Origin of the sequence: uncultured Eudoraea sp., from assembly GCF_947258925.1 — a bacterium.
In the GTDB taxonomy this organism is placed as follows: domain Bacteria; phylum Bacteroidota; class Bacteroidia; order Flavobacteriales; family Flavobacteriaceae; genus Eudoraea.
Map to the genome: position 1 here is coordinate 38,807 of NZ_CAMYKG010000010.1, position 26,409 is coordinate 65,215.

At 39.0% G+C, this 26,409-nt stretch carries 18 protein-coding genes and 1 pseudogene; 9 read left to right on the forward strand and 10 right to left on the reverse strand.

Features of this window, described 5'->3' with window-relative positions:
• Window positions 1-33: 33 nt before the first annotated feature.
• Both secDF and Q0X77_RS04980 read right to left on the reverse strand, forming a co-directional pair.
• Entirely contained in the window at window positions 34-2,988 is a 2,955-nt protein-coding gene (gene secDF, locus Q0X77_RS04975; protein ID WP_297793934.1) for a protein translocase subunit SecDF, read from the reverse strand.
• Between the two features lie 204 nt (window positions 2,989-3,192).
• Window positions 3,193-4,119 (reverse strand): malate dehydrogenase, encoded by a 927-nt coding sequence (locus Q0X77_RS04980; protein WP_297793937.1) that lies wholly within the window; start codon window positions 4,117-4,119, stop codon window positions 3,193-3,195.
• A 255-nt stretch (window positions 4,120-4,374) separates the two neighbouring features.
• Between Q0X77_RS04980 and Q0X77_RS04985 the strand changes: the two genes are divergently transcribed.
• Entirely contained in the window at window positions 4,375-4,746 is a 372-nt protein-coding gene (locus Q0X77_RS04985) for a hypothetical protein (protein WP_297793939.1), read from the forward strand.
• Between the two features lie 166 nt (window positions 4,747-4,912).
• Here Q0X77_RS04985 and gyrB read toward each other — a convergent pair whose 3' ends face one another.
• Window positions 4,913-6,853 (reverse strand): DNA topoisomerase (ATP-hydrolyzing) subunit B, encoded by a 1,941-nt coding sequence (gene gyrB / locus Q0X77_RS04990; RefSeq protein ID WP_297793941.1) that lies wholly within the window; start codon window positions 6,851-6,853, stop codon window positions 4,913-4,915.
• Between the two features lie 226 nt (window positions 6,854-7,079).
• Here gyrB and Q0X77_RS04995 point away from each other — a divergent pair, with 226 nt between their 5' ends.
• Window positions 7,080-8,537, forward strand: coding sequence for a DASS family sodium-coupled anion symporter (locus Q0X77_RS04995; RefSeq protein ID WP_297793944.1), 1,458 nt, complete (start codon window positions 7,080-7,082; stop codon window positions 8,535-8,537).
• A gap of 114 nt (window positions 8,538-8,651) precedes the next feature.
• Here the strand turns inward: Q0X77_RS04995 and asnB are convergent, their stop codons facing one another.
• Window positions 8,652-10,322, reverse strand: coding sequence for an asparagine synthase B (gene asnB / locus Q0X77_RS05000; protein ID WP_297794002.1), 1,671 nt, complete (start codon window positions 10,320-10,322; stop codon window positions 8,652-8,654).
• Window positions 10,323-10,566: 244 nt separating this feature from the next.
• On the opposite strand from asnB, the gene Q0X77_RS05005 reads away from it, so the two are divergent.
• Window positions 10,567-11,112: a DUF2911 domain-containing protein gene (locus tag Q0X77_RS05005; RefSeq protein ID WP_297793946.1), complete on the forward strand. Its 546-nt coding sequence runs from the start codon at window positions 10,567-10,569 to the stop codon at window positions 11,110-11,112.
• Between the two features lie 86 nt (window positions 11,113-11,198).
• Here Q0X77_RS05005 and Q0X77_RS05010 read toward each other — a convergent pair.
• The 5 genes and pseudogenes from Q0X77_RS05010 to Q0X77_RS05030 form a co-directional block, all read right to left on the reverse strand.
• A pseudogene (locus Q0X77_RS05010) lies at window positions 11,199-11,486 on the reverse strand (amidohydrolase family protein); the annotation flags it as partial.
• 67 nt (window positions 11,487-11,553) lie between these two features.
• Window positions 11,554-11,967 carry a hypothetical protein gene (locus Q0X77_RS05015; RefSeq protein WP_297793949.1) on the reverse strand — a complete coding sequence of 138 codons (414 nt, stop codon included), beginning with the start codon at window positions 11,965-11,967 and terminating at the stop codon, window positions 11,554-11,556.
• A 142-nt stretch (window positions 11,968-12,109) separates the two neighbouring features.
• Window positions 12,110-13,231, reverse strand: coding sequence for an OmpA family protein (locus Q0X77_RS05020; protein WP_297793952.1), 1,122 nt, complete (start codon window positions 13,229-13,231; stop codon window positions 12,110-12,112).
• Between the two features lie 127 nt (window positions 13,232-13,358).
• Entirely contained in the window at window positions 13,359-15,110 is a 1,752-nt protein-coding gene (locus Q0X77_RS05025; RefSeq protein WP_297793957.1) for a TonB-dependent receptor, read from the reverse strand.
• Between the two features lie 16 nt (window positions 15,111-15,126).
• Window positions 15,127-18,147 (reverse strand): tetratricopeptide repeat protein, encoded by a 3,021-nt coding sequence (locus Q0X77_RS05030; protein WP_297793960.1) that lies wholly within the window; start codon window positions 18,145-18,147, stop codon window positions 15,127-15,129.
• Window positions 18,148-18,298: 151 nt separating this feature from the next.
• Between Q0X77_RS05030 and Q0X77_RS05035 the strand changes: the two genes are divergently transcribed.
• The 6 genes from Q0X77_RS05035 (at window position 18,299) to ppgK (ending at window position 24,586) form a co-directional block, all read left to right on the forward strand.
• Window positions 18,299-18,982, forward strand: a complete 684-nt coding sequence (locus tag Q0X77_RS05035; protein ID WP_297793963.1) for an ATP-binding cassette domain-containing protein — start codon at window positions 18,299-18,301, stop codon at window positions 18,980-18,982.
• A 216-nt stretch (window positions 18,983-19,198) separates the two neighbouring features.
• Entirely contained in the window at window positions 19,199-20,866 is a 1,668-nt protein-coding gene (locus Q0X77_RS05040; RefSeq protein WP_297793965.1) for an aryl-sulfate sulfotransferase, read from the forward strand.
• 42 nt (window positions 20,867-20,908) lie between these two features.
• Window positions 20,909-21,589 carry a sulfotransferase family protein gene (locus Q0X77_RS05045; protein WP_297793968.1) on the forward strand — a complete coding sequence of 227 codons (681 nt, stop codon included), beginning with the start codon at window positions 20,909-20,911 and terminating at the stop codon, window positions 21,587-21,589.
• A gap of 86 nt (window positions 21,590-21,675) precedes the next feature.
• The gene (locus Q0X77_RS05050) at window positions 21,676-22,845 is read left to right on the forward strand and encodes an MFS transporter (protein WP_297793971.1); all 1,170 of its coding nucleotides are present in this window, start codon (window positions 21,676-21,678) and stop codon (window positions 22,843-22,845) included.
• Between the two features lie 95 nt (window positions 22,846-22,940).
• Window positions 22,941-23,756 (forward strand): NUDIX domain-containing protein, encoded by an 816-nt coding sequence (locus Q0X77_RS05055; RefSeq protein ID WP_297793974.1) that lies wholly within the window; start codon window positions 22,941-22,943, stop codon window positions 23,754-23,756.
• A gap of 80 nt (window positions 23,757-23,836) precedes the next feature.
• Entirely contained in the window at window positions 23,837-24,586 is a 750-nt protein-coding gene (gene ppgK, locus Q0X77_RS05060; protein ID WP_297793978.1) for a polyphosphate--glucose phosphotransferase, read from the forward strand.
• A gap of 18 nt (window positions 24,587-24,604) precedes the next feature.
• On the opposite strand, the gene typA is transcribed toward ppgK, so the two are convergent.
• Window positions 24,605-26,404, reverse strand: coding sequence for a translational GTPase TypA (typA, locus tag Q0X77_RS05065; RefSeq protein WP_297793982.1), 1,800 nt, complete (start codon window positions 26,402-26,404; stop codon window positions 24,605-24,607).
• Between the last annotated feature and the right edge of the window lie 5 nt (window positions 26,405-26,409).

Sequence of the window (26,409 nt, forward strand, 5' to 3'; positions counted from 1 at the left end):
CGGCTTACATATAAACTTTGGGATTGGTAAATCCTATTTCTCAGAATTTATCTCACCTCTCAGCGTATCAAACATAACTGGGGTCGCAATAAACATAGAGGAATAGGTACCTACAATTACCCCTATTATCATGGCGAACATAAAGCCTCTTAAAGATTCCCCGCCGAATACAAATATCGATAGTAACACAACAAGTGTAGTGAGGGAGGTATTCAATGTTCTGCTCAATGTACTGTTTAAAGCATTGTTAATTGTTTTTCCAGCTTTCCAGCCATGTTCAGCCACCATCTCCCTGATACGGTCAAAAACCACCACGGTATCATTCAGGGAGTAACCTATTACAGTTAAAATCGCTGCAATAAAGGCTTGATCTACTTCCATGCTAAAAGGCATTATCTTGCTTGTTAATGAAAAGATCCCTAATACGATCAACACATCGTGAAAAACGGCTACAACCGCACCTAATGAATACTGCCATTTACGGAACCTTAATAATATATAAAGAAATACCACAGCTAAAGAACCAAAGATAGCCCAAAGTGCATTTTTCTTGATATCATCTGCAATGGTCGGACCAACTTTACGGTACTTAAGTACACCAATGTCCCCATTTGTCCCGCCAGGGATAAAGTCTTCATATGTAGCACCATCCGGTAAATATTTCTGTAAAGAGGTATATAATATTCCTAATATTTCGTCATCCACTTCTGTACCCTGCACATCTACCTTGTACTTGGTTGTTACCATAATCTGGTTAGCATCACCAAAAGTTTTGGCACTTGCACTTCCAAGGGTCTCTGAAAGTTCACTTGTAATTTCTGATGGATTAACGGGATTTACAAAACGTATCTGGTAATTACGGCCCCCAACAAAATCAACTCCTTCATCCAGGCCCTGAGTAACTAAAGAGAATACACTCACGGCAATCAAGATAGCGGAAAGTACGTATGCTATTTTCCGTTTACTTAAAAAGTCGATATTTAAATTCTTAAAGAGGTTTTTCGTTAGTGGTGTTGAAAAATCAAGCGTTCTCCCCTTCTTGGAAATATAGGCTTCTACCAACAATCTTGTAATAAAAATTGCGGTAAACAATGAGGTTAGAATACCAATAATCAAGGTTGTGGCAAAACCTTTAATTGGACCACTACCAAATATCAATAATATAATTGCTGTAAGACCTGTAGTAACGTTAGCATCCAGAATTGATGATAGTGCATTGGCAAATCCATCGGAGATTGCTTGTCCTTTGCCTTTTCCTTTCGCTAATTCTTCTTTTATACGTTCAAAAATAAGCACGTTTGCATCCACAGACATACCTATGGTCAAAACAATACCTGCTATTCCAGGCAATGTAAGTACTGCTCCCAGGCTAGCCAATACACCAAAGATGAGCACAATGTTAAAAACCAATGCGATATCGGCAAAAATACCTGCTTTACCATAATAGAAGACCATCCAAACGAGGACAAAAACCATGGCAATTAAAAACGACATAAAGCCGCTGTCTATCGCTTCCTGACCTAAGGAAGGCCCAACCACGAAAGAATCAATAATCTCAGCAGAAGCTGGTAATTTACCGGCTCTTAACACGTTGGCAATATCTTTGGTTTCATTTACGGTAAAAGTTCCTGTAATTTCAGAACTACCTCCGGATATCCCACCCACCTGAGAAACACCAGGTGCTGTATATACCTTATTGTCCAGTACAATTGCGATTCCTGTATTGTTAAGATTAGCCTCACTTGTTAGTTTTTCCCAAAGCTTGGCTCCTTTAACATTCATGTCCATACCCACGGCAGGCCTGTTAAACTGGTCAAACTGATCTCTTGCATCGCTCACCACGTCACCACTAATTCTAGGGGCATTATCCCTGTTAGATTTTAAGGCAAATAACGCGGCTACTTCCGAGTCTTTAGTAGGGCGTTCCCATAAAAACTTTGTGAATTGTACTTCAGCCGGCAACAAACGTCGAACTTCCGGCATGCGAAGATATGCACCAACTTCAGCTGTATCTTTTATTGCGGCTATCCCCACAGCAAAACCCGGTCCGTTTAACTGCAACTTTTCAAATAATGGATTTCGCTCAGTTGCAAGGTCCAAAGAATCCTGGGTTACATCAGATAGCAAGGAATCAATTTCTGATTCCTCTTTATCAACTACGTCTTCTTCAGTATCTTCCACCAGGGTTTTTAGACGTTCATTAGCCTGGATAAAGAAGTTTATCAAACTCTGATTTCCCGGTTCATAGGTCTCCCAGAACTCCAGTTGCGCTGTACTCGACAATAGATCCTGTGCTCTGGCAATATCTCTTGCCCCGGGTAATTCAACCAAAATTCTTCCGGATTTACCTTCCCGCTGAATATTAGGTTGGGTAACTCCAAAACCATCAATACGTTCACGTAAGACCTCAAATGCAGATACAACGGATTCATCAATTTTTCGACGGATTATGGGTTTTACCTCATCATCGGTCATTTGAAAATTTATCTCATCACTAAGACTTTTATTCGCAAAAATATCCGGAGAAGCTAATTTCGCATCTCCTTTAATATTATCAAACGCCTCAAAAAAGAGTTCGATATAGGTTTCATCACTGTCTTTGGAAGCTATATCTGCATCCGCCAGGGCTTTATTAAAGATTGGATTCTTTGTATTATCTGCCAGGCCCTTAAGGATATCTTTGACTGATATCTGGAGCGTAACATTAATTCCTCCTTTAAGGTCCAATCCCTTATTTAATTCTTTTTTCTTGGCATCATCATAACTGGTATATCCTAAAATAGGATTGCTTCCTATGGAATCTAAATAAACGGCTTCAACCATTTCTCTTTTAGCAACATAGTCATCTTCAGAAGGTGAAACAGCAGATGTAGCATATAATGCGGCATCTTTTTCTATCTTGGCGGTAATGAATGTGTAGGAAAGTTGATAGATACTTACCAGTCCGAACAAGAAAGCAAATAGCTTTATAAGTCCTTTATTCTGCATGGTTTAATTGATTTTTTGATGGAATTTTTAAACAGCGTGCAAATATATCATTTCCCTTAAGAACTGACAATTTATTTATGTTATTTGTAGGGACCCAATTCTGGTTTAACGTATTATTTGAGAAGGTTTTTATGGTCTGGATCTACATAAAAAAAGAAACATCACGCATAGTGATGTTTCTTATACCGCTAAAAATGATTATGACTATAGCTCAAGCAATCCATTGGTATTTCTAACCCCAACGGCACTTTCCTGCATTTTAGACTTTTCTGCATCACTTAAGTCAATCTCCACAATACTTTCAATTCCATTTTTGCCCAGCAATACAGGAACACCTATACAGATATCATCTAATCCATATTCCCCTTCTAACAAAGTAGAACATGGAAACATTTTATTTTGGTCACATGCAATCGCTTGAACCAGGGAGGAAACTGCTGCACCGGGAGCATACCAGGCACTGGTTCCAAGAAGTTTCGTTAAAGTAGCGCCGCCAACTTTGGTATCTTCCACGACTTGCTTTAAGCGATCTTCAGACAAGAATTCAGATACCTTCACACTATTCCTGGCGGCATGACTGGCCAATGGTACCATCCCGGTATCACTATGGCCACCAATCACCATGCCATCGATATCCGAAATTGGTGCCCCAAGTGCCTCCGCCAAACGATATTTAAAACGGGCGCTATCTAATGCCCCGCCCATTCCTATAATTTTATTTTTTGGAAGATTGGTAGTTTTATGTACCAAATATGTCATCGTATCCATAGGATTACTTACCACAATCAAAATTACGTTTGGGGAATGCTCTAAAAGACTGGATGCCACTGTTTTAACGATCCCGGCATTAATCCCAATAAGTTCTTCACGTGTCATCCCTGGTTTTCTTGGAATACCCGATGTAATTACGGCAATATCACTATTGGCTGTTTTTGAATAATCTCCTGTGGTTCCGGTAATTTCAGTATCAAAACCATTAAGAGAAGCCGTTTGCATAAGGTCCATCGCCTTTCCTTCGGCATAACCCTCTTTGATATCAAGTAAAACAACTTCAGAGGCAAAATTTTTAATTGCGATATACTCGGCACAACTAGCACCAACTGCACCCGCTCCAACTACTGTAACTTTCATGTTAATTTAAATTTTAAAGTGATTGATAAGACTGTCAAAATTACTGAATTTTAACAGATTTAAGAACTCATTTGCGACATATATTTCGGCTTGAGTGTTGAATTTAGTGGTGCAATTCATTATAAAATTGTTAAAAAAAAATGTAGTTCAACGAAGAAAGTCAAATTAGGGTGTAATACATCGATTTTTAACAATACTTATTTCTCAACTTTCGTTATCCTGAATAATAGATCCCAAATCTAAAACTTACTAAAATTGAAAAAACTGTTCTCCTTTTTGGCGATAGTTTCTATTGTATTCGCCAGTAACTGTTCAAGAATCCCCGAAAACAACGATCCCGTTATTGGAATTTGGTATAGAGTTGATGTTGTTAACACCAGTGAAACAAACAGACAAACTATCCGCCAGGAATGGATATTCAATGATGTTTATTTAGGCAGGTACCAAAAATACAATGGGTCTCAAATTGAATTTTTAACCGATTTTAGTTGGGCTGAGGAAAAAGGAATTTATACGATTTCTTATCCCGGTACAGATATGGCCAATGATATTGTGAGTATGAAAGAGTCCGATGAAGGAATGGTGCTTGAAGATATAAAAGGAGAAATCATCGCAAAGAGAGAGTAAGTCCCCAATTTTTTTCCATATAGTTGCAAAAAGCAGTCTTTTATAAGGCTGCTTTTTCTTTGAATATCAGGTATCAATTGCATTTTATGAGTTCCCTGAATCCTATTAAAAAATAAAATCCCGCAGCCTGTGCCGCGGGATCTTACTTTATCTTAAGTTGTATGTACTATACATCAATATTGGCATATACTGCATTTTTCTCAATGAACTCCCTTCTTGGTGGAACTTCATCACCCATTAGCATTGAGAATATTCTGTCAGCTTCGGTTGCATTGTCTATGGTTACCTGCCTTAAAGTTCGGAATGAAGGATTCATAGTAGTATCCCAAAGTTGTTCAGCATTCATTTCACCCAAACCTTTATAACGCTGAATTGGAGCACTACCACCAAAACTATCCACAATCTCATCCCTTTCCTTATCTGACCACGCATAGCGTTTTTTGCTGCCTTTCTTCACCAGATAAAGTGGTGGAGTAGCAATGTAAACATGGCCACCTTCTATTAATTCACGCATATAACGGAAGAAGAAAGTCAGGATTAATGTCTCTATATGGCTTCCATCTACATCTGCATCACACATGATCACAACTTTATGATAGCGCAATTTTTCCAGATTTAATGCCTTACTATCTTCCTCAGTACCAATGGTTACTCCCAGGGCTGTATAGATATTCTTTATTTCTTCATTTTCGAATACCTTATGTTGCATAGCTTTCTCTACATTCAAGATTTTACCACGCAGCGGAAGTATAGCCTGAAAATTTCTATCGCGCCCCTGTTTAGCTGTACCCCCTGCTGAATCTCCCTCAACAAGAAAGACTTCACATAAGCTTGGATCCTGCTCAGAGCAATCAGACAATTTTCCCGGTAATCCTCCAATACTCATTACCGTTTTACGTTGCACCATCTCACGTGCTTTGGTAGCGGCATGGCGAGCCTGTGCGGCAAGGATAACCTTTTGCACAATAACTTTAGCATCATCAGGATTCTCTTCCAAATAGTTGGTAAGCATTTCCGAAACGGCCTGACTCACGGCTGAAGAAACTTCCCTGTTTCCAAGTTTTGTCTTTGTTTGCCCTTCAAACTGAGGTTCGGCTACTTTAACAGAGATAATAGCTGTTAGTCCTTCTCTAAAATCATCTCCGGCAACCTCAAATTTCACCTTGTCCAACATTCCTGAACTATCGGCGTATCGCTTTAGAGTTGTTGTAAGTCCTCTTCTGAATCCTGAAAGATGTGTCCCCCCTTCATGGGTATTGATATTATTTACATAAGAATGTAAGTTTTCTGTATAACTATTGTTATAAATCATCGCCACCTCAACGGGGATACTATTCTTTTCACCTTCCATTGAAATTACATCCTGAATCAACGGCTCCCTGTTACTATCTAAAAACCGTACAAATTCCTTTAATCCCTCATCTGAATAAAAGGTATCCGAAACAAAATTGCCTTCCTCGTCCTTCTGACGCATGTCTGTTATACTTATGGTCACCCCCTTGTTTAAATAGGAGAGTTCCCTCATCCTGTTAGCAAGGGTTTCATAACTATATTCGATAGTTTGCTTAAAAATCTCAGCATCGGGATGAAAAGTGACAATAGTCCCGGTCTCGCTTGATTCACCTACACTTTTAACCGGGTATAGAGACTTTCCCCTTTCATATTCCTGTTCCCAAATCTTACCGTTTCTATGTACAGATGCCTTCAAATGATCTGAGAGCGCATTTACAACAGAGACCCCTACACCATGTAAGCCACCGGAAACCTTATAGGAATCTTTATCAAATTTACCCCCGGCACCAATTTTGGTCATTACTACTTCCAGTGCAGATATTCCTTCTTTCTTGTGAATATCAACTGGTATTCCCCGACCATTATCTTTGGTTGTAATTGAATTATCTTCATTTATAATAACTTCAATAGCGTCGCAATGGCCTCCCATTGCTTCGTCAATTGAATTGTCTACTACTTCATATACCAAATGATGCAAGCCTCTGACTCCTATATCTCCAATATACATTGATGGCCTCATTCGCACATGCTCAATCCCTTCTAATGCCTGAATACTGTCAGCAGAATATTCGTTTTTCTTAGCTTCTTCGCTCATACAATAATTTAAGTATTTAATCTAATTTTTTGCAATCTTACAAATATAGATAATACCCCATAGAATATAGTGTTTGTGCTTATATGAAGCCCTTAAGTTATCAACAATTTAACAACAATTTATACTTCTTTTAGGGAAGGCTATGAAAATTTGACAAACATGACTTTTGTTAGTTATCTTAACTGGCAAATACCGTACTTTTGCGCGGAAACTTTACAATAAAAAAATGGCTGATTCCAGAACCGCCTCGATTAAAATTCTTTCTGAAATTCAAAAGGTTGTCGATATTCAAAGTAAGATAATCTACTTCCTGTTAAGCATTATAGCCGCAGGAGCGCTTACCTATTTTTTATACGAACCTTCCCTAAATGAAGCCCAACTTTATGTCCTGTTTATACTGTTCCTGGCAATAAGCCTATGGTTTACTGAGGCCATACCACCCTTTGCAGTCGGGTTGCTTGTCTTTGGGGGTTTAATATTTGCCATGGGCAATTATTATAGCAAAGTTGACCCTGAGAATGTACAAGGCCACATGATTGAGTATGTCAATTCCTGGTCGAGTAGTGTCATATGGCTGATGTTAGGAGGATTCTTTATTGCCGAGGCCATGAGTAAAACAAAGCTGGATAGGGCCGTATTTCAAATGTCTATCTCAAAGTTTGGAAGCAAACCAAAATATATATTATTGGGACTAATGCTTACTACGGCTTTATTCTCCATGATCATGTCCAATACTGCCACAACAGCTATGATGATTGCATCCGTATTGCCTTTTATTAATACGCTGGACAAAGATTCTCCCTTTGCCAAGGCAATTCTTATTGGTGTTTCCGGTGCTGCTTCACTTGGTGGCATGGGTACATTAATTGGTTCACCGCCAAACGCAATTGCGGTAGAAGCGTTGAACAATTACGGAATCCCCATAGGTTTTCTGGAATGGATGATTGTCGGATTTCCGATTGCCATCCTTCTAACCTTACTGTTTTGGTTTGCCCTAACCAAAAAATATATTCCCAGACAAAAGAAAATGCATATTGATGTAAAGGAGGAAACCCTGGATCCCAATGACCCCAATTACCGCTTCGAAAAAATCAAAAAAAAGGTGGTCCTTTCGGTGTTGGGTCTTACACTTCTCTTATGGCTTACAGAAAATTTACATGGTATTCCTGCAGCTATGGTGTCCTTTGTTCCCATTATTTTATTGACCATGACAGGTATTATTTCAGGTGATGACGTTCGCAAACTACCCTGGGACACTCTTATGCTTGTAGCGGGAGGTCTGGCACTTGGGCTCGCCATTAAGGATACAGGACTAGCCAGTTATTATATCAAACAACTAGATCAAACCAATTTGAATTTCTACGTAATAGTAATGAGTTTTGCTTTCCTCACAGTTATCATGTCAAATATCATGAGTAATACCGCTACTGCTACAATTCTTATCCCAATAAGTCTTATTCTTACCTTTGAAAATCCAATTATATTACCCCTGGTAATCGGTTTGAGTGCCTCCACGGCATTATACCTGCCCATATCAACTCCACCTAATGCTATTGCATATAGTACAGGAAAACTCGATCAAAAAGACTTCCGCTTTGGCGGTACACTTTTTGGAATATTAGGGCCAATTATCATCACATTTTGTGTTTTTGCCATATCCCTTCTATTCCAAATGATCATGTAAATACAGTATTTAAGGCTGTGGAAGAATAAAGGAGTGCCTACTGAGCACTCCTTTTTGATTATTTATACCTCAACATAGGATATGCATAAACTACGCTAAAAGCCAGTGTATGGCTTACTTAACATAAGCATCTTCGTGTACCCTGGCTACAGCCCTTCCCGAGGGATCATTCATGTTTTTAAAGGCCTCATCCCATTCAAGGGCAATTTTGGTACTGCAGGCCACCGACGCTTCCTGAGGAACAGACATTGCTGCCGCATCGCTGGGAAAATGCCCTTCAAATATGGATCTGTAATAAAACTCTTCTTTCGTAGTAGGCGTTTGTATTGGGAATCTGAACTTGGCATTAGCCAGCTGTTCATCAGAAACTTCTTTGTCAACTACTTCCTTCAAAGTGTCTATCCAGCTATAACCAACCCCATCAGAAAATTGTTCTTTCTGTCTCCAGGCCACACTTTCCGGCAAAACAGATTCAAATGCTTTACGCACTACCCATTTTTCCATACGTTCTCCATTTATCATCTTATCTTTCGGATTAATCCGCATGGCTACATCAATAAATTCCTTGTCCAGAAAAGGTACCCGGCCTTCTATGCCCCAAGATGCCAATGATTTGTTTGCCCTCAGGCAATCATACATATGCAATTTGCTCAGTTTCCTGACAGTTTCTTCATGGAATTCCCTTGGATCAGGGGCTTTGTGAAAGTATAGGTATCCGCCAAAGAGTTCATCCGCCCCTTCACCGGATAGTACCATTTTGATCCCCATTGATTTTATTACCCTAGCCATTAGATACATAGGTGTTGATGCCCGAATGGTTGTGATATCATAGGTTTCCAGGTTATATATGACATCCTTAATTGCATCCAGCCCCTCCTGAATGGTAAACTTGATTTCATGATGAATTGTGCCAATATGATCGGCAACAACCTGAGCAGCCGCCAAATCCGGAGATCCTTCTAATCCCACGGAAAAAGAATGCAATTGGGGCCACCACGCCTCTTTGGTATCATCGGACTCAATTCGCATTTGAGAATATTTTTTGGCTATAGCCGAAGTAACCGAGGAATCAAGACCTCCTGATAATAATACCCCATAAGGCACATCAGACATGAGCTGTCTATGAACCGCAGCCTCAAGGGCCTCTCTTATTTCATCAATACTCGTTTGGTTTTCCTTTACCGCATGGTAATCCATCCAATCCCTGTCGTACCATCTTTTTAATTCCCCATCACTACTGTGAAGATAATGTCCCGGAGGAAAAAGTTCAATTTTAGTACAGGTTCCTTCTAAGGCCTTGAGTTCTGAAGCAACATAAAAAGTTCCGTTCTTATCCCAGCCCATATATAATGGAATTATGCCCATATGATCTCTGGCCACGAAATACTCGTCTTTTTCAGCGTCATAAATTGCAAATCCAAAAATTCCATTCATTTCGTCCAAAAATGCAGGACCCTTTTCCTGATAAAGCGCCAGGATCACTTCACAATCGGACTGTGTACTGAAGTTGTAAGAACCTTCAAATTGCTTCCTTAACTCCATGTGGTTGTAGATTTCACCATTTGCGGCCAAAATTAATTTCTTGTCTTCGCTAAATAAGGGCTGTTTTCCAGAAGCCGGATCAACAATTGCAAGGCGTTCATGGGCCAAAATTGCCTTCTCGTCTGCATAAATGCCACTCCAATCAGGTCCTCTATGCCTTACTTTTTTTGACATTTCCAATAATTGAGGTCTAAGGGTTTCAGTACTTTCTTTAATATTAAATGCACAAACTATTCCACACATTTCATTTGTTTTATATCGTTTATTAGGCAAATATGTTTATTTTATTGATAATTTAAAATATAAATGCCCTTTTTACCTTCATACTGTAAGTCTATATTTAAATATTGACCTTATTAATAATTAAAAAACCAAAAATCAAGACAGTAAACTATCATTTTGTAAGAAGTTAAAATTTTAACGACTTTTTATAAGACTTCAAAAGGTTAACTAAGTAGATTTGAAAAACACAAAATTTAAAACAATTATGAAAAAATTACTGACATTAACAATCATGGCCCTGGCCCTGGTTTTTACCAATGAAATTACTGCACAGGAGTTTAGCGGGATGGATAAAAGTCCGGCAGATATTGCTTCATACCCATCTAGTTACAAAGTTTCCGATAAACTGATTAAGGTGGTCTATAGCAGACCTCAATTGAAGGACAGGTCGTTATCACAGCTTGCACCAGAGGGCAAAGTTTGGCGTACAGGAGCTAATGAAGCTGCGGAGATTACACTGTACAAAGATATGATGGTTGGAGATATATCTGTAAAAGCAGGAACTTATTCCCTTTTTACTATACCCGGGGATAGCGAGTGGACTGTGATTTTAAATGGTAACTTAAATCAATGGGGAGCATATTCTTATGATGAATCTGCAGATGTAGCACGAGTGAAAGCTTCTGTTAGCACTGGAGATGAGTCTCTTGAAGCTTTTTCCATCGGTTTCAAAGAAGTTGACGGTGGCGTACATATGTTAATGGGTTGGGGTACTACCAGAGTAGCTGTTCCATTTAGCCTGAGCATGTAATAAGCTTTTAAATCAAAAATTGAGAGCCGAAGTGAAAAACTTCGGCTTTTTCATTGGCAACCAATACAGGCCTAAATTATAAGCGGTTAATTATCACTATTTCCGGACTCGAGGAGGCCGCCTATATACACCTGCTCCGCTTTTGTGTAGGGAATATCCTTCAAAGTTACTTCCATAATATCCTGACTTAAAATCACGAAATCGGCCCTTAGGCCTGCCTCAATACTGCCTTTTTCGTCATCGTCAAAATTAGAATAAGCTGCCCATTTTGTCATTCCTTTTAGTGTTTCTTCTCGCGATAATGCATCCTGAATCTGAAAACCACCCTCAGGGAAATCTTCCAAGTCCTTTCTGGCAACAGCTGCGTAAAAAGTTTTACTGAAGTTTAAATAAAATAGAATCCTGAAGATTTTCCAATATATATCATGGAATTAGCAGACCTTACATACGACGTTTTCCTTCAAGCATAAAGGTTCCGTCCGGGGTATAACTTTCTCCTGTAAAAGAATCACGATCCATGACAAGAGCCACATCTACGGCACTTCCTTCGATATCCACAGAGAAAGTCAGTTTGTTTTTTTTAACCGTTACCCGGCTTGCAGACAGGTTTCCATTGGGTAACTCAAGTTGCACCTTATACACCTTCTTTTTTTTAGTTATATGGAGTACTCCTGAGCTATATTCAGGGGGAACATCCTGAACCGAATAATCCCAAACTCCAATCCATTTCTTTTTCTTAATTGTAACTTCAATAGTTTTAAGGTCATAATTGTTATCACTCTTTTTATTTGAATATCCATTAGATACAATCAAAATGAGAACTAAAAGGACGGACTTCTGCAAAATTATTTTCATTGGATAAAAGTATAGGTTCAAATCTAAATTTACTGCATTTTTTTTAGTTGACAATTAATTGAAACCACTGTTTCTGAGCAATTGCGATTTGGCGGAAAAGAAATCAACTTTTCTCTTAGAAGTATGAATGAAATTATTGATCTTAGAATTCTTCCATTTTCGAAATTACAAACGCCACACGTCTGTTTTGCTGCCTGCCTTCTTCATTATCATTACTGGCAATCGGCGATAATCCACCATGTCCTTTCCAACTGATCCGATCTTTGGAAAGTCCCAGATCTATTAAATATTGAGCCACTGCAAAACTTCGCCTATCAGATAATTCCTGATTATAAGATTCTGTACCAATGTTATCTGTATGTCCGTCTACCTTAATCCGCAGGGATTCATTATCAACAAGATAATCATAGATTCTCCGAACATCCGCTTTAGCGGAATCCAATAGCTCAAATTCATCAAAATTAAAGAGTACATTTTTAAAAACGTGAATTTTATCAAGCTCATAATTCTCCACCACGACCTCTGCCCCGGAAGGGGATTTCTTCTCGGAATCCTGAGATTGTACTGGTTTTAGGGCAACCATGTCCACATAATAGTAGGCCCCCTGTTTCGCTCCTTTTTTAGTTTTGAACTTTCTTGTACCTGCATTATGTTTAAAGTTGCCAATGATCATATAATTTTCTGTGCCTTTTGCTTCAAATCTGGTACTTACCAAAACCCAGTCTCGGGTATCTTTATAAAAATTAGTATAGCCTATCTCCATAAAATTATAGTTGTTGCCCGCAATCTTGTAACGCTGCATTCTGGAGAGCTCTTTTTTTATTTGCAGGTTTAACTTATCGCTGGAAAAGAGTACGCCAAAATCCTTAACCGCAAAATCTGAACGTTCAGCAAGACTGACATAGAATGAAACCTGATAGGTTTTACCTTTCTCCAACGTCTGTCTGAGCGAGGCCTGTATATATTCCCGATAATCATTCGGGGCATACAAATATAGTCCTGCATACCCATTGCCAAAATCTGCTGGTTGCGTACCATTAAAATTCTCTGGTGTACCCATGATGGTACTACAGCCGTTAAAATAATCCGTAGATCCCTCGGTAGGAGTAGTCCACAAAATAACATCATTTTCAAAGTTACCAAGACGTTCCGGGCAAGCTTCAAATTCCTCAAAGCTTGGATTATGTATGAGGTTCTGAGCTAATAAAGATGAAATACCCCAAAAACAAGTGAGCAGCGAACTGTATGTAAATTTCGAAACCAAAATAAAAAGGGGCTAATATGGTTCTTTAAATTTAGGCATTAATCTTCAGGTAAAAAGCAAATACCGTTTAACAGTCTCTTTTACAGATGATTGAGCTAAAATTCAGATTTAGGGTATTCCAGATTAGTTAAAAATCAAACTTATAGGATATTCCTGCCAATACCTGGAAGCTTTGCACCTTAAAATTTGCCCATCTTTGATATGCGTTATTTGCAATATTGTTGGCTTTGGCAAAAACGGAAAGGTGTTCATTCACATGATATCCCACATAGGCATTTGCGTCAAAAAAACTATCCAGGGTTATCAAAGTGGCAGGAAATTCTCCGGGTAGCGCATTTTCTACTGCCTGTGAACTTAAATCCTGGCGCTCACCTACATAAAACAGATTGGTCCCGAGGTACCATTTTTTTCCAATCTGATAATCCAAAAATAAAGAGCCTTTAACCTCTGGCAGGTTCCACGCAGGATTATTGGTTTCCGTATTGTAATCAAAGAGTTCAACATTAACACCGAGGGTAAAAGCTCTGTTTATGTCAACATTTAATTCGGCAAATAATCCTGTAGTTTTAATATCATCGTAAAAGACTTCAAAAGAATTACCAAAATAATATCCCTTTTCATCTGTCCTGAAGCTATTCTCGGGATTTAATTTATAAAGAGGTTTTCTGTTTTCAGCTTTGTAGAACCCTCTAATATTGTAGCTTAGACTTTGAATTATCTGTCCTTTGATTCCCAGGAATGCATCGTATTTCCGATCTGTTGGAATTATGGTCAGCGTAGGTGATACAAACTGATTTTCACCAACATAACCATAATATGAATTTTGATCTAAGGCGCCTTCTATACCTCCATATGCAATTAAGGAATCGTCTACTAATCTATAGGAAGCGTTGACTACCGGATAAATATAAAAATTGCTATCGCTAAGCTCCGAATCCAGGCCATAAACCAATGAGACCCCAAAATTCAGGGTATACGAATCTCCCGATAACTCTAAATTTGGATTAACCCCAACCTGCATTTGTCCATAGTCAATGCCCGAAGTATTTGTTGTACTATTTAGACTTGCGTTCTTAAAACTTCCTCCTACATAGTCAAAAATCACATTTAAAGTTACCAATTCAGAAGAAACCGGAAATTGAAATTTGGGTTTTACCAAAAACCTATTCTCACCAGATTCAACAGCATCCCAAAACCTGCGATATAACACCTCACCTCCTGCAAATACTGACTCCTCCATCTGGAGCTGTGCACCTGCTTCCAGGTTATAATAATTTTGGCTTTCATTTATTGAATTTATAGTAGCCGCATCAAAAACTCCTTCCGGAAGACCATACCAATTATATTTACGATGTTGAAACCCAATATCGGCCCGCCAATTCAAATCTCTGTCTTTCTGGTTGTATGTAGCATTCAGTTTTGTATTGTAAAAATCCGTGTCGAGCGCTACATCCTCCAGATCTCCTCTTGAAGAATGATGATTTAGTCCAAAATCAATTCTTTTTTTTCCCCTGTCAATATCTCGGCTGGTATAAAAATCTGCCAGTGCATTACTGAAATTCCCTAAACTGACTGAAGCATAAGAATTATAAAGCTTTTCAGGTTTTGCTTTTTGTACAACGGCAGCCTTTCCCTTCGCCGGTGTAAAAGTTGAAGCTACAGGTATTGAAAAAATACTGTACTCGATCTTCTTCTTTTGCAATACGATGGAATCATTGAGATTTGGAACAGACTTTAGCTTAAAGGCATCGGATACAGTGGGTGAATAGGGTCTAACCACGGTAACCGTTTCCGTTCCAAGATCTTTCTCATCCTGTGCAGATATAAACTGCACAAAAGATATCAAAGTGATTAATATGATTTTAAGTTCCTTTTGCATACTTAGTGTTCACTATTTACTGTCCTTCCGGAACAATGGATGAATTGCGTTGTGCTTCTTTGGATTTTATTCTTGCCAATTCCTCTTCTGCCTCAATTACAACCAGCGCATAATCTCCAAAATTGGCAATTACACTTTCAAGAATATAAGTTGCCTGATAGGCATCATCCAGAGCATAATAATTTTTAGCCATTAAAATCAGACCTTTGGCTCCCCATTCTTTATACGTGGAGTAATCTTTCGCTAATTTTTGAACCGAAGTATTGGAAGCTTCATACAAGCCTGCCTTATGTTTAAAATAAGCATCATAGTACAAAGCTTCCGCCGCCAATGCCGTACTCGCTATTTTTAATACTTCACTATATGCTAATTCTGCTCTTTCTTCATTACCCGTTGCAATGGCAGATCTGGCAATCATAATTTGGGCGTCACTCTTTATCCTGTTATCAATATTTTCTGTTGCCAGTACTTTCTCCGCATAAGCTATGGTCTGTTCATAATTTTTTTGCTCATAATACCCTTTCATTAAGTTGGATTGGGCGAAAGTCCGGTTCTGTTGAATATCTGCTGTGGTTTCCAATCTCTGAAGGAAGGGAAGTGCAGAGTTATAGTCTTTATTTGCAATATAAATCTCACAGACTCTTGCCAGGGCTTGCTCCGAATATTCACTTGCGCCGCTGTTAGCAACATAGGTATATCCCGCAAGTGCAAGGTTCTTATCTCCTTTCGCAAAATACAATTGGGCAAGTTTAAAATTGGCATTTATCGAGTGAAGTCCATTAGGGAAATTCCGAATATAGTTTTCATATCCTTTGATGGCTGCTTCTTTTCTCCCCTGAAGATCCTGTTTTTCTGCAGATTCATAGGTGGCATTATCTAGTTCGGCATCAGAAACCTCAACAAAATCTAATCCTTCTACCCATTTGGCATACTCACCAACCTGCCCTGTGTCAACATATATGAGTTTGGCCGTGGCCACAGCCTGAACGGCTTCCTGTGAATTCGGATAATTGCGTACCACCGTTTTAAACTTGTTTAAAGCAAGATCATTTTTATTGGAATTATAAAATACAAGTCCTTGCCTTAGCAGTGCCCTGGGGACTAAACTGCTGCCCGGATAATCGCTTATTAGTCTGTCATAGGATTCTAATCCAATGTCCTCCTGGTTGTTTTTAATATATGAATTACCTAATTCAAAGAGTGCATCATCCTTTAAACTCGATTTAGGGTACCTCGATATAAAGGCATTTAGTTCCTCCAACTTTGTATCGCCTTTACCAATAAACCCATAGCTAATGGCTTTTTGGAACGCTGCATAATCCTTCTCCGGGCTGGCGGATTGCAATACTTTATTATAAGATTCAATAGCAGGCCAGTATTTACTTGTTACAAAATAACAATCCCCCAAACGCACATTGGCATCATTTTTCTTAGATCCATCTGTAGCTTTATCGGAATAAGACTTGAAATAGGAAATTGCACTCCCGTAATCTTTTAGTTTAAAATAAGTATACCCCAGGTTATAATCCAGATCATTCATTTCAGCTGTCCGCGATGCAGCGGGGCTATTCTTAAACTCCAGAAAACCAGATAAAGCATCTTCAAATGCATTGAGCATATACTGAGATTCTGCCTGCCAATAGCTAGCCCTGGCTTTAAAAAGTTCATCCGGAGCATTGTTCAGAGATTTGGCAAACAGGTCATTAGCCGCGGAATAATCCGTTTCAATAAACAATTCAACTCCACGATAGAATGCTACTTTCTGATATGTTGCCTTACTTGCAAAACTGCTGTTTTCTTCTAGTAGGGCCAATGCTCCTTCAAAGTCCTTAGAGGTAATGTAAGAGTCCACCAATAACTCCTGAATTTCCTTGGAATAAGAATCATTGGGGTATGTTTTAAGGTATGAAGTAAGCACTTTAGGAACAGGTTCATAGGGGTTTCCTATTTCATAACTCAAACGAGCATAATTGAGATAGGCATCCTTTTGTATTTCAGGATTGAAATCCATTTGAGAAGCATTTCTGAATGCGTTTAAAGCTTCCTGCTTCTTGTCCAGGTTTAAATAGCACTCAGCCAAATGGTAATAGGCATTTTGCGCTACCCCATTATTGCCTTCAATAATTTTGTTGAACTGGCTTATGGCGTTAGCATAATCCTGCTGTTTATAGTAGCAGTAGCCCAGTAAATAATGATCTGTATTACTCCACCTACCGCGTTTTCCTTTATAGGCTTCCAAATATGGAATAGCTTGTTCGTACTGTCCTAAGTTGAAATAACTCTCTCCGATTATTTTGTTCAATTCTGATACTTCCTGTCTGTCAGATTTGGAAAGCTGTGCTTTTGCCAATTCAATGGCTTCTTCAAATCTTCCTAACTTAAAATTCATATCTGCCTGATAATAAGAAAGTTTTTCACTTAGCAATTCCTGATCCGAAATTTGATCGAAACGTTCGTTCGCACCTTCATAATCATCTTGTTGATAAGCTATATATCCGAGGTAATATTTGGCCTGTGATCCGTAGGTGGGTGATGTAGCAACCCTGCTCAAATAACGCTCAGCTTCCTGTGGTTTCTTAGAACTGAAAAGGGAATAGCCCATATTAAAATTAAAGCGCTCTTTATCCTTTGCCGACATGGAATTCTGGTCCACCTTCTTGTACCAATTTAAGGCATAAGGATATTTTCCATTTTCAAAATAATAGTCAGCTACATCTATAAATGCCGAATTTCTTTTTGTGGAAGTTGGATAATTGGCAACAAAATTCTCCATCAGTCTGTCGGCGCCTAACTGATTCAGTCTTACAGCTGAATTGGCAATATAATATGCACTATTAGCCTCGGTTTCGAAGTCTTTAGTACTTAGTTTTACGTTTTCAAAAATTGTTTGGGCAGCCTGATATTGCCCTTGGTTGTATAACTCCAGGGCATCCTGATACTCTTTTTGATGATGGGAATAAATCTTGGATTCCTGGGCAAATCCGGAAATAGCCATCCCAATAAAATATAGCAGTAGCGCGGTTTTTTTCTCTCGCATAATGTTCTCTAGCAGTTAAGAAGTACCGTAATTTCCCTTAATAACGTCAAATATTGTTCTCAAGTATATTCAGCAACTAAATAATAGATTTTTACTGCTGGTACCACTTAATTTAGAAGGAACTTATTACTTTTATATCAACATTTAAATTATGGGTGAAAGTATTCTGAATTTGAAAGATGTTGCGGTATTCCAAAAAGAGAATATGGTGCTAAAGGATATTACCCTGGAAGTAAAAAAAGGGGAATTTGTTTATCTGATTGGAAAAACGGGCAGTGGAAAAAGTAGTCTCATGAAAACACTCTATGCAGATCTCCCGCTTTTGGAGGGTCAAGGTCAGGTCGTAGGGTTTAATCTAAAAACTCTTGAAGAAAAAGATATCCCCTACCTACGGAGAAAACTTGGCATTGTATTTCAGGATTTTAAACTACTCCCCGATAGAAACATCAACAAAAACCTCCTATTTGTTCTAAAAGCCACCGGCTGGAATGACCCGGAAAAAATGGATTCCAAAATTGAGGAAGTGTTAGATAAGGTGGGAATGAAGACCAAGGGTTTTAAATTCCCACATGAATTATCAGGCGGGGAACAGCAGCGTATTGCGATAGCCAGGGCATTATTGAATGATCCCGAAATAATTCTGGCCGATGAACCTACAGGTAACCTTGACCCACAGACCAGTGTAGAAGTAATGAAAGTGTTACAGGAAATAAATAAGACTGGAAGAACCATCCTCATGGCCACGCATGATTATGCCCTGCTGCTTAAATATCCATCTAAAACTCTGAAATGCGATGGCGCAAAAGTTTTCGAGGTTATTCAAAAAGCAGTTTAATTTATTCAATCATACACCTGCTTAATCCATAATCATTGAAAATCCCAGGGTACTTTGGAAAACATTTGGTAATCCCAAAAGCAAGTTATTCTAAAATTATAATTATCTTACTCCAAAACCGATGTCTGAGACATTACTTTTTTGTTCATTTACCTCTTTTGTCGTAAGCGAATTAAAATGATTATATTTTTTAAACACCAACCAAACCAACAAATTATGAGGACATTTAAGTCTGTTTTATTTAGTATTTTCCTGTTAGTTTTCTTTTCGTGTAAGGAAGAAAAACCCAGCAAAGAAGTTGTAGAAAAAATAGAAGTACGGGAATGGAAGGCTGAAGACACCAGAAGTTTAACAGGCCTGACCGTTGAACGAGGACTTAAAGAAAAAACTGCGCTTGCTACTCCCGGATATGTAATGATTGCACCCCCGGAAAGCACCAAATCACATCTTATTAATATCGATGGCGAAGTGGTTCATAGCTGGGTAGGAGAATTGGCAATAGTTAATCACTATTTAAAAGAGAATGGTAACCTGGTTAGGTTAGAAGTTGATCCCGACTTCCCAACATTTGCAGCGGGAGGACAAGCAGGAAGAATAAGGGAGTACGACTGGGATGGCAATATCCTGTGGGATTTTAAATGGGCGGATGAAGATGAACTTATACATCATGATATTGAATTAATGCCTAACGGGAATATTCTGGCCATTTCTTACGAAGCCAAATCCCAGGAAGAGGCAATTGCGGCGGGAAGAGACCCTGAACACGTTACCAAAGCCGGACTTTGGCCAGACAAAATCATAGAAATTAAGCCATCCGGAAAGACCGGCGGTGAAATTGTTTGGGAGTGGCATATGTGGGATCATTTGGTTCAGGACCACGACCCTACAAAAAACAACTATGGGGTTTTGGCTGAAAATCCGCGTAAAATAAACTTTAATTTATTTGGGGAAATATTACCCCCAATGACCGAAGAACAGGTGCAACAGGGGATAAAAATGGGCATGATGACGGCAAATGCCACTCCGGATAACCAGCATTCCGACTTTACCCATACTAATGCTATTGCCTATAATGCCGAATTAGACCAGATTGCTATCAGTGTTCCTGCCTACAGCGAAATAATGATTATAGATCATAGCACTACCATAGAAGAAGCCAAAGGAAGTACCGGCGGCAGATGGGGACACGGAGGAGACCTTTTATACAGATGGGGCAATCCGGCTAATTATGGCCGAGGTACCAAAGAAGACCAGAAACTCTTTTTTGAACATGATATAAAATGGATCCCGAAGGGTTATCCCGGGGAAGGGCATTTAATGGTCTTTAACAATGATATTGTACATCCAGACAATACTGTACCTTCTATGTGGGCAGTCTTAATGCAATCTAAGTCTCCGGAGGTGGAAGCAGCTGTTGGGGTGCTTGGAAATCATAGTGCTGTTTTTGAATTTATACCCCCAACAAATTCTGAGGGAGCCTATATTTTGGGTGAAAATGAAGCTTTCGGGCCTGATGGACCGGTATGGGCCTACACCGCACCAGACAAGTACTCTTTTTATTCGGCATTTGTATCTGGAGCACATCGCATGAAAAATGGAAATACCCTGATTACATCGGGAGCCAAAGGAAGAATAATGGAAGTAACCCCCGATCACAAAATTGTGTGGGAGTATTGGAATCCATATAATGACCATTACAGAATGCCTGATGGCACTGTAGCATCGCCAATAGGTCCTTTTAAATATATGCAATTCAGGTCAACACATTTTACAAAAGACTTCCCTGCTTTTGCTGGCAAGGACCTGAAACCCCTTGAAGAACAACCAGAGCCTTTTATCTTTAAAATGCCACCTCCGCCGGCGGAGCAGGACAGTGTACAATAAATATAAAACCAATTAATTATTTACTAACTTAAAACTATACAAATGTCAATTAAAATTATAGGGGCCGGATTGCCAAGGACCGGTACAAATACGCTAAAACAAAGCCTGGAACAATTAGGACTTAAGCATGTTTACCACATGAAGGAATTACTGGTAAATCCGGAAAAACTGCATTATTGGAAGAAGCTTGACGAAACCGGAGATACAGACTGGGATGCGTTATATGAAGGTTACGAAGGAACGGTAGATTTTCCGGGCTATCCCTGGTATAAGGAACACATGAAACGATACCCAGATGCCAAGGTCATCCTTACGGTTAGGGATTTTGAAGACTGGTACAAAAGTGTGGATAGTACTGTTTTCAGAGCCGGACCACAAACTCCCGGTGAAAAGATAAAAATGCTGGGGAAATTACTTTTCAATGCCAGGGCGAGAAATGTAGTAAAGTGTATTAAATGGTTTAAGAAGTGCTTTTTTGCTGAAAGACTTCAGGGTAAATTTGAGGACAAAGCACATGCCCAAAAATTTTGGGAAAATCATTTGGCAGATGTAAAAGCCAGTGTCCCTGCAGACAAATTACTGGTTTATGATGTTCGTGATGGTTGGGCGCCACTATGTGCCTTTCTGGGTGTACCCGAACCAGCTGAACCCCTTCCACATCTCAATAAAAAGGAAAACTTTAAAGCTATGCTTCCCAAACTCATGAAGGGGGAAATGGTATAGAACACAATATTTACTTGGTATAATCAAAAATTATATACGCCCCAGGTGGCTTCAACCACTCGGGGTTTCTTTTAACATCATCACCTATGAACACAGAAAGCTGGCAGGTAAAACTTACCCTTTTATTGGTAAGTAGCCTTACCATTATGTCTATGATTACCATCTCCGCCTCGTTACCGGATATGACTAAGGCATTTTCACACTTACCCAATGCCGAAAACCTGATAAAGCTCACACTTTCATTTCCGGCTTTATTTATTGCTTTAACGGCAATAATCGCAGGGAAGTTCATAGATAGATTTGGAAGATTGCGCCTTCTGGGTGCTGCTTTAATCCTCTATGCAATTGCAGGTAGTTCAGGTTATTGGTTAGACAATATCTATCTGATTCTGGCCGGAAGGGCTTTACTGGGTATTTGTGTAGGTATTACAATGACTATCGCTACTACCCTGATAGCAGACTATTATCAGGGCAAATCGCGACAAAAGTTTGCGGGTCTGCAAATAGCGGTCATGTCTTTTGGTGGTATTATGTTTGTTACTTTAGGAGGAATATTGGCCGATATTTCATGGCGGGTACCATTTTTGCTCTATTTATTTCCTATAATAATCCTCCCAATGACCAGCTTATTTTTAAAAGAACCAAAAATTGAACTCAAGGAAAAAAGTAAGGATACTTCCATTAAATCCCCTAAAATTATTTGGCTTGTTTTTATAAATGTTATGATAATGTGGATTCTGTTTTTTATTATCCCCGTGCAGATCCCTTTCTATTTAAAATCTATCGGCATTGAAAAAAACACTCTAATTGGTATCGCGATAGCTTCGAGCACTTTCTTCTCTGTAATTTCTTCACTTTCATTCTCGCGGATCAAAGACAGGCTGAGTTTTCAGCAGGTTTTTGGGATTGGCTATTTATTAATGGCCCTGGCGTTCGCCAGTATTTCTTATGGGGAATCTTACGGAATGGTTATGGTAGGAATGTTATTGGCAGGTCTGGGTATGGGCCTGATGATCCCTAACGCCAATGTTTGGGTGATGCAATTAGCCCCGGAACAGATTAGAGGACAAGAAATTGGCAGGTTAACAACCTTCTGGTTTATGGGACAGTTTTTGTCCCCAATCATTTTGCTTCCTTTTTTAAATGTAATCTCGGAATCACAATTATACTCCATCCTGGCCTATGTGGTCTTAGGCTTGAGTATTGGATTCTTCTTTTTTGGGATTCTTAATAAAAAGAACCCACAGAAGGCCTAAGGCCTAAAATAAGAGGCTGTAAAAAGACTAAGAATATCAGGGAAATCAGGTTTTTCAAATATCCATTAACTTAGTAGTTGAGTAACTATTTTAAAGTGATTCTTAAAAAACAGCAAAATCAGGTTAATAAAAAATCAAGTCCATTTATAGGATTATTGCTGTTTATAGTTTCGGTTGCTTTACTAATTCTTACCGGGCCATTAGGGTTTTTATACGGTATCTTACATTCCCTATTCACAAAAGGCTTTAGAGGCATAGGTGAATATTTATTAAAGATTGCCGTGTCTATTGACCAGTTGGGCAATGTTTTGATGCAGCATTTACTCAATGTATTATGGATTAAAAAGGAAGGATATAAGTTTGGCAACCGGGACGAGACTATCTCCAGTGCATTGGGCCGTAACAAAAAACTAGGCACATTAACCCGTTTTGGAATTTTAATTGATAAAATACTGGATAAAATAGACCCCAACCATTCTCTTAATTCGATCGACTATTATATTGAACCAACTCAAGAAATCCTGGATGTTGTAGCTTGGATTCACTTAGAAGAGAATAGTATACTTTGTACAAGAAGTTTGGAAAAGGATACCTATTATATTCCCGGAGGAAAAAGAGAGGCCGGAGAAACAGACCCACAAACACTTTATAGAGAAATAAAAGAAGAACTTCAGATATCGCTGGATATATCTTCATTAAAGTTTATTGGAATTTTTGAAGCTGAAGCACATGGCTTTCAACCCGGAGTATTTGTAAGAATGAGATGTTATATGGGTAGCTATTCCGGAGAGCTATGTCCCGATTCTGAAATTGCGGAAATGGTTCTACTTAATTATTCGGACAGGAATATGGTCTCGGAGGTGGATAAACTTGTTTTTGATTTTCTTAATAAGAAAGGATATCTAATATAGATTTTCATGGAAGCTCATAAAGATTTTCGTTACATTTAGAAACAATTTAATTAAGCTGTTAAAAAATTTAAATAGTACAAATGGTTGTTTTAGGCATTGATATTGGTGGTTCCGGAATGAAAGGTGCTTTAGTGAATTCTTTATCAGGCGAAATGCTAACTGAACGTTACCGTATACCTACACCCCCATCCAGAAAACCAAAAGAAATGGCAGCAGTGGTCAAAAAGATTGTTGAACACTTTAACCATAAGGGACCTGTTGGCGTAGGATTCCCAACAATTATCCGGCACGGGGTATGTAAATCAAGAGGGAATCTGCATAAGAAGTGGGTAAATGTAAATGTGCGCGAACTATTTTCCGGTGCAACCGGACTACCCGTAACGGTGATAAATGATGCCGATGCAGCCGGATATGCTACTATGAATTATGGGATTGGAAAAGGGAAAGAAGGATTGGTTGTAATGATAACCATTGGCACAGGATTAGGTAGTGGGGCCTTTTATAATGGTGAACTGTTACCTAATTTTGAATTAGGACAGATTCCTTATAAAAAATATAAAAAAATTGAAGATTGGGCAGCGGCTTCAGCAAAAGAAAAAGAAGGCCTGAGCTACAAGCAGTGGGGAAAACGCTTTAATGTATTCTTAAAATTTGTTGATCTTATTATTTCCCCGGATTTCATCATTTTAGGTGGAGGAACTTCCAAACAATTTGATGAATATAAAGATTATATTACCCTGGAAACCCCTGTAGTTCCCGCAGAATTGAGAAACCAGGCTGGAATAGTCGGGGCAGCAGCAGCAGCACTGCATGAGGCACCACGGGATTAAATCAAAAAAATTGTTTCTTTAAGAGATCTTATTCCTTTTCCGGTCAACTTCTTTTAAAAATATTTTTCGTAGACGTAAGTGCTTAGGTGTAACCTCCACGTATTCATCTTTTTGGATATATTCCAGAGCTTCCTCAAGTGAAAACTTGATAGCAGGTACTATTTTTGCCTTATCGTCAGCTCCCGAAGAACGGACATTGGAAAGTTTCTTGGTCTTGGTAATATTAATTACCATATCATCTCCTCTCGTATTCTCCCCAATAACCTGGCCCTCATAGATATCCTCACCCGGATCTACAAAAAATCTGCCTCTTTCCTGTAATTTATCTATAGAATAAGGGATTGCCTTTCCATTTTCCATAGAAACCAGAGAACCATTTTGCCTTTGTGGAACATCACCTTTCATAGGCTGGTATTCCAAAAAGCGATGCGCCATTATGGCTTCACCTGCTGTGGCAGTTAAAAGTTGATTTCGCAATCCTATAATCCCACGGGAAGGAATTAGAAATTCGCACACCATCCTGTCGCCTTTTGCCTCCATACTGGTCATTTCCCCCTTGCGGATAGATACCATCTCCACGGCCTTACCTGATACTTCTTCCGGTAAATCTATGGTCAATTGTTCAATCGGTTCGCACCTTACCCCATCAAAACTTCGGATAATAACCTGTGGCTGACCTATCTGTAATTCATAGCCTTCTCTTCGCATGGTTTCAATAAGTACGGACAAATGCAGTACCCCACGTCCAAAAACCATGAATTTATCTGCACTATCAGTCTCTTCCACCCGCAATGCCAGGTTCTTTTCTAATTCTTTTTCCAACCGCTCTTTGATATGCCTGGAAGTAACAAATTTACCGTCCTTGCCAAAAAACGGGCTATCATTTATCGTAAACAACATACTCATTGTCGGCTCATCTATGGCAATAGTTTTAAGACCCTCAGGGTTTTCAAAATCGGCAATAGTATCCCCTATTTCAAATCCTTCGAGTCCAACAATAGCACATATATCACCGGTGGCAACCTCGTTCACTTTTATACGCCCAAGGCCTTCAAAAGTAAATAGCTCTTTAACTTTCGATTTAACCAGATTCCCATCGCGCTTTACAAGGGAGATCTGCTGACCTTCCTTCAAAGAACCACGCTGCAGGCGACCAATAGCAATTCTACCGGTAAATGAGGAGTAATCCAAAGATGTAATCAACATTTGCGTATTACCCTCTTTTGGTTCAAAACTTGGGATATGTTCAACAACCATTTCCAGTAAGGGTTCTATACTGTTGGTTTCGTTCTGCCAGTCCTCGCTCATCCAGTTATTTTTCGCAGAGCCATAAACCGTGGGAAAATCTAACTGCCATTCTTCAGCACCAAGTTCAAACATCAGATCAAAGACCTTTTCGTGAACCTCTTCAGGCGTACAATTTTCCTTATCAACTTTATTGATTACCACGCAAGGTTTCAGGCCCAAATCGATGGCCTTTTGCAAAACAAAACGTGTCTGAGGCATAGGTCCTTCAAACGCATCTACTAACAATAAAACCCCATCGGCCATATTTAATACACGTTCAACTTCACCGCCAAAATCCGCGTGGCCCGGTGTATCAATGATATTTATCTTAGTATCCTTATAAATAACAGAAACGTTCTTTGAAGTAATCGTGATTCCTCTCTCACGTTCCAGATCATTATTGTCCAATATTAATTCCCCCGTTTTCTCATTCTCACGGAACAACTGGCAAAAATGTAATATCTTATCTACCAGCGTTGTTTTTCCATGGTCAACGTGGGCAATTATGGCTATGTTTTTTGTACTGGACATCTTTT

Excerpts from the sequence above, each read along its gene's own strand:
- secDF (WP_297793934.1), bottom strand. The coding sequence starts at position 2,988 with ATGCAGAATAAAGGACTTATAAAGCTATTTGCTTTCTTGTTCGGACTG.
- Q0X77_RS04980 (WP_297793937.1), bottom strand. The coding sequence starts at position 4,119 with ATGAAAGTTACAGTAGTTGGAGCGGGTGCAGTTGGTGCTAGTTGTGCC.
- gyrB (WP_297793941.1), bottom strand. The coding sequence starts at position 6,853 with ATGAGCGAAGAAGCTAAGAAAAACGAATATTCTGCTGACAGTATTCAG.
- Q0X77_RS04995 (WP_297793944.1), top strand. The coding sequence starts at position 7,080 with ATGGCTGATTCCAGAACCGCCTCGATTAAAATTCTTTCTGAAATTCAA.
- asnB (WP_297794002.1), bottom strand. The coding sequence starts at position 10,322 with ATGTGTGGAATAGTTTGTGCATTTAATATTAAAGAAAGTACTGAAACC.
- Q0X77_RS05005 (WP_297793946.1), top strand. The coding sequence starts at position 10,567 with ATGAAAAAATTACTGACATTAACAATCATGGCCCTGGCCCTGGTTTTT.
- Q0X77_RS05015 (WP_297793949.1), bottom strand. The coding sequence starts at position 11,967 with ATGAAAATAATTTTGCAGAAGTCCGTCCTTTTAGTTCTCATTTTGATT.
- Q0X77_RS05025 (WP_297793957.1), bottom strand. The coding sequence starts at position 15,110 with ATGCAAAAGGAACTTAAAATCATATTAATCACTTTGATATCTTTTGTG.
- Q0X77_RS05030 (WP_297793960.1), bottom strand. The coding sequence starts at position 18,147 with ATGCGAGAGAAAAAAACCGCGCTACTGCTATATTTTATTGGGATGGCT.
- Q0X77_RS05035 (WP_297793963.1), top strand. The coding sequence starts at position 18,299 with ATGGGTGAAAGTATTCTGAATTTGAAAGATGTTGCGGTATTCCAAAAA.
- Q0X77_RS05040 (WP_297793965.1), top strand. The coding sequence starts at position 19,199 with ATGAGGACATTTAAGTCTGTTTTATTTAGTATTTTCCTGTTAGTTTTC.
- Q0X77_RS05045 (WP_297793968.1), top strand. The coding sequence starts at position 20,909 with ATGTCAATTAAAATTATAGGGGCCGGATTGCCAAGGACCGGTACAAAT.
- Q0X77_RS05050 (WP_297793971.1), top strand. The coding sequence starts at position 21,676 with ATGAACACAGAAAGCTGGCAGGTAAAACTTACCCTTTTATTGGTAAGT.
- ppgK (WP_297793978.1), top strand. The coding sequence starts at position 23,837 with ATGGTTGTTTTAGGCATTGATATTGGTGGTTCCGGAATGAAAGGTGCT.
- typA (WP_297793982.1), bottom strand. The coding sequence starts at position 26,404 with ATGTCCAGTACAAAAAACATAGCCATAATTGCCCACGTTGACCATGGA.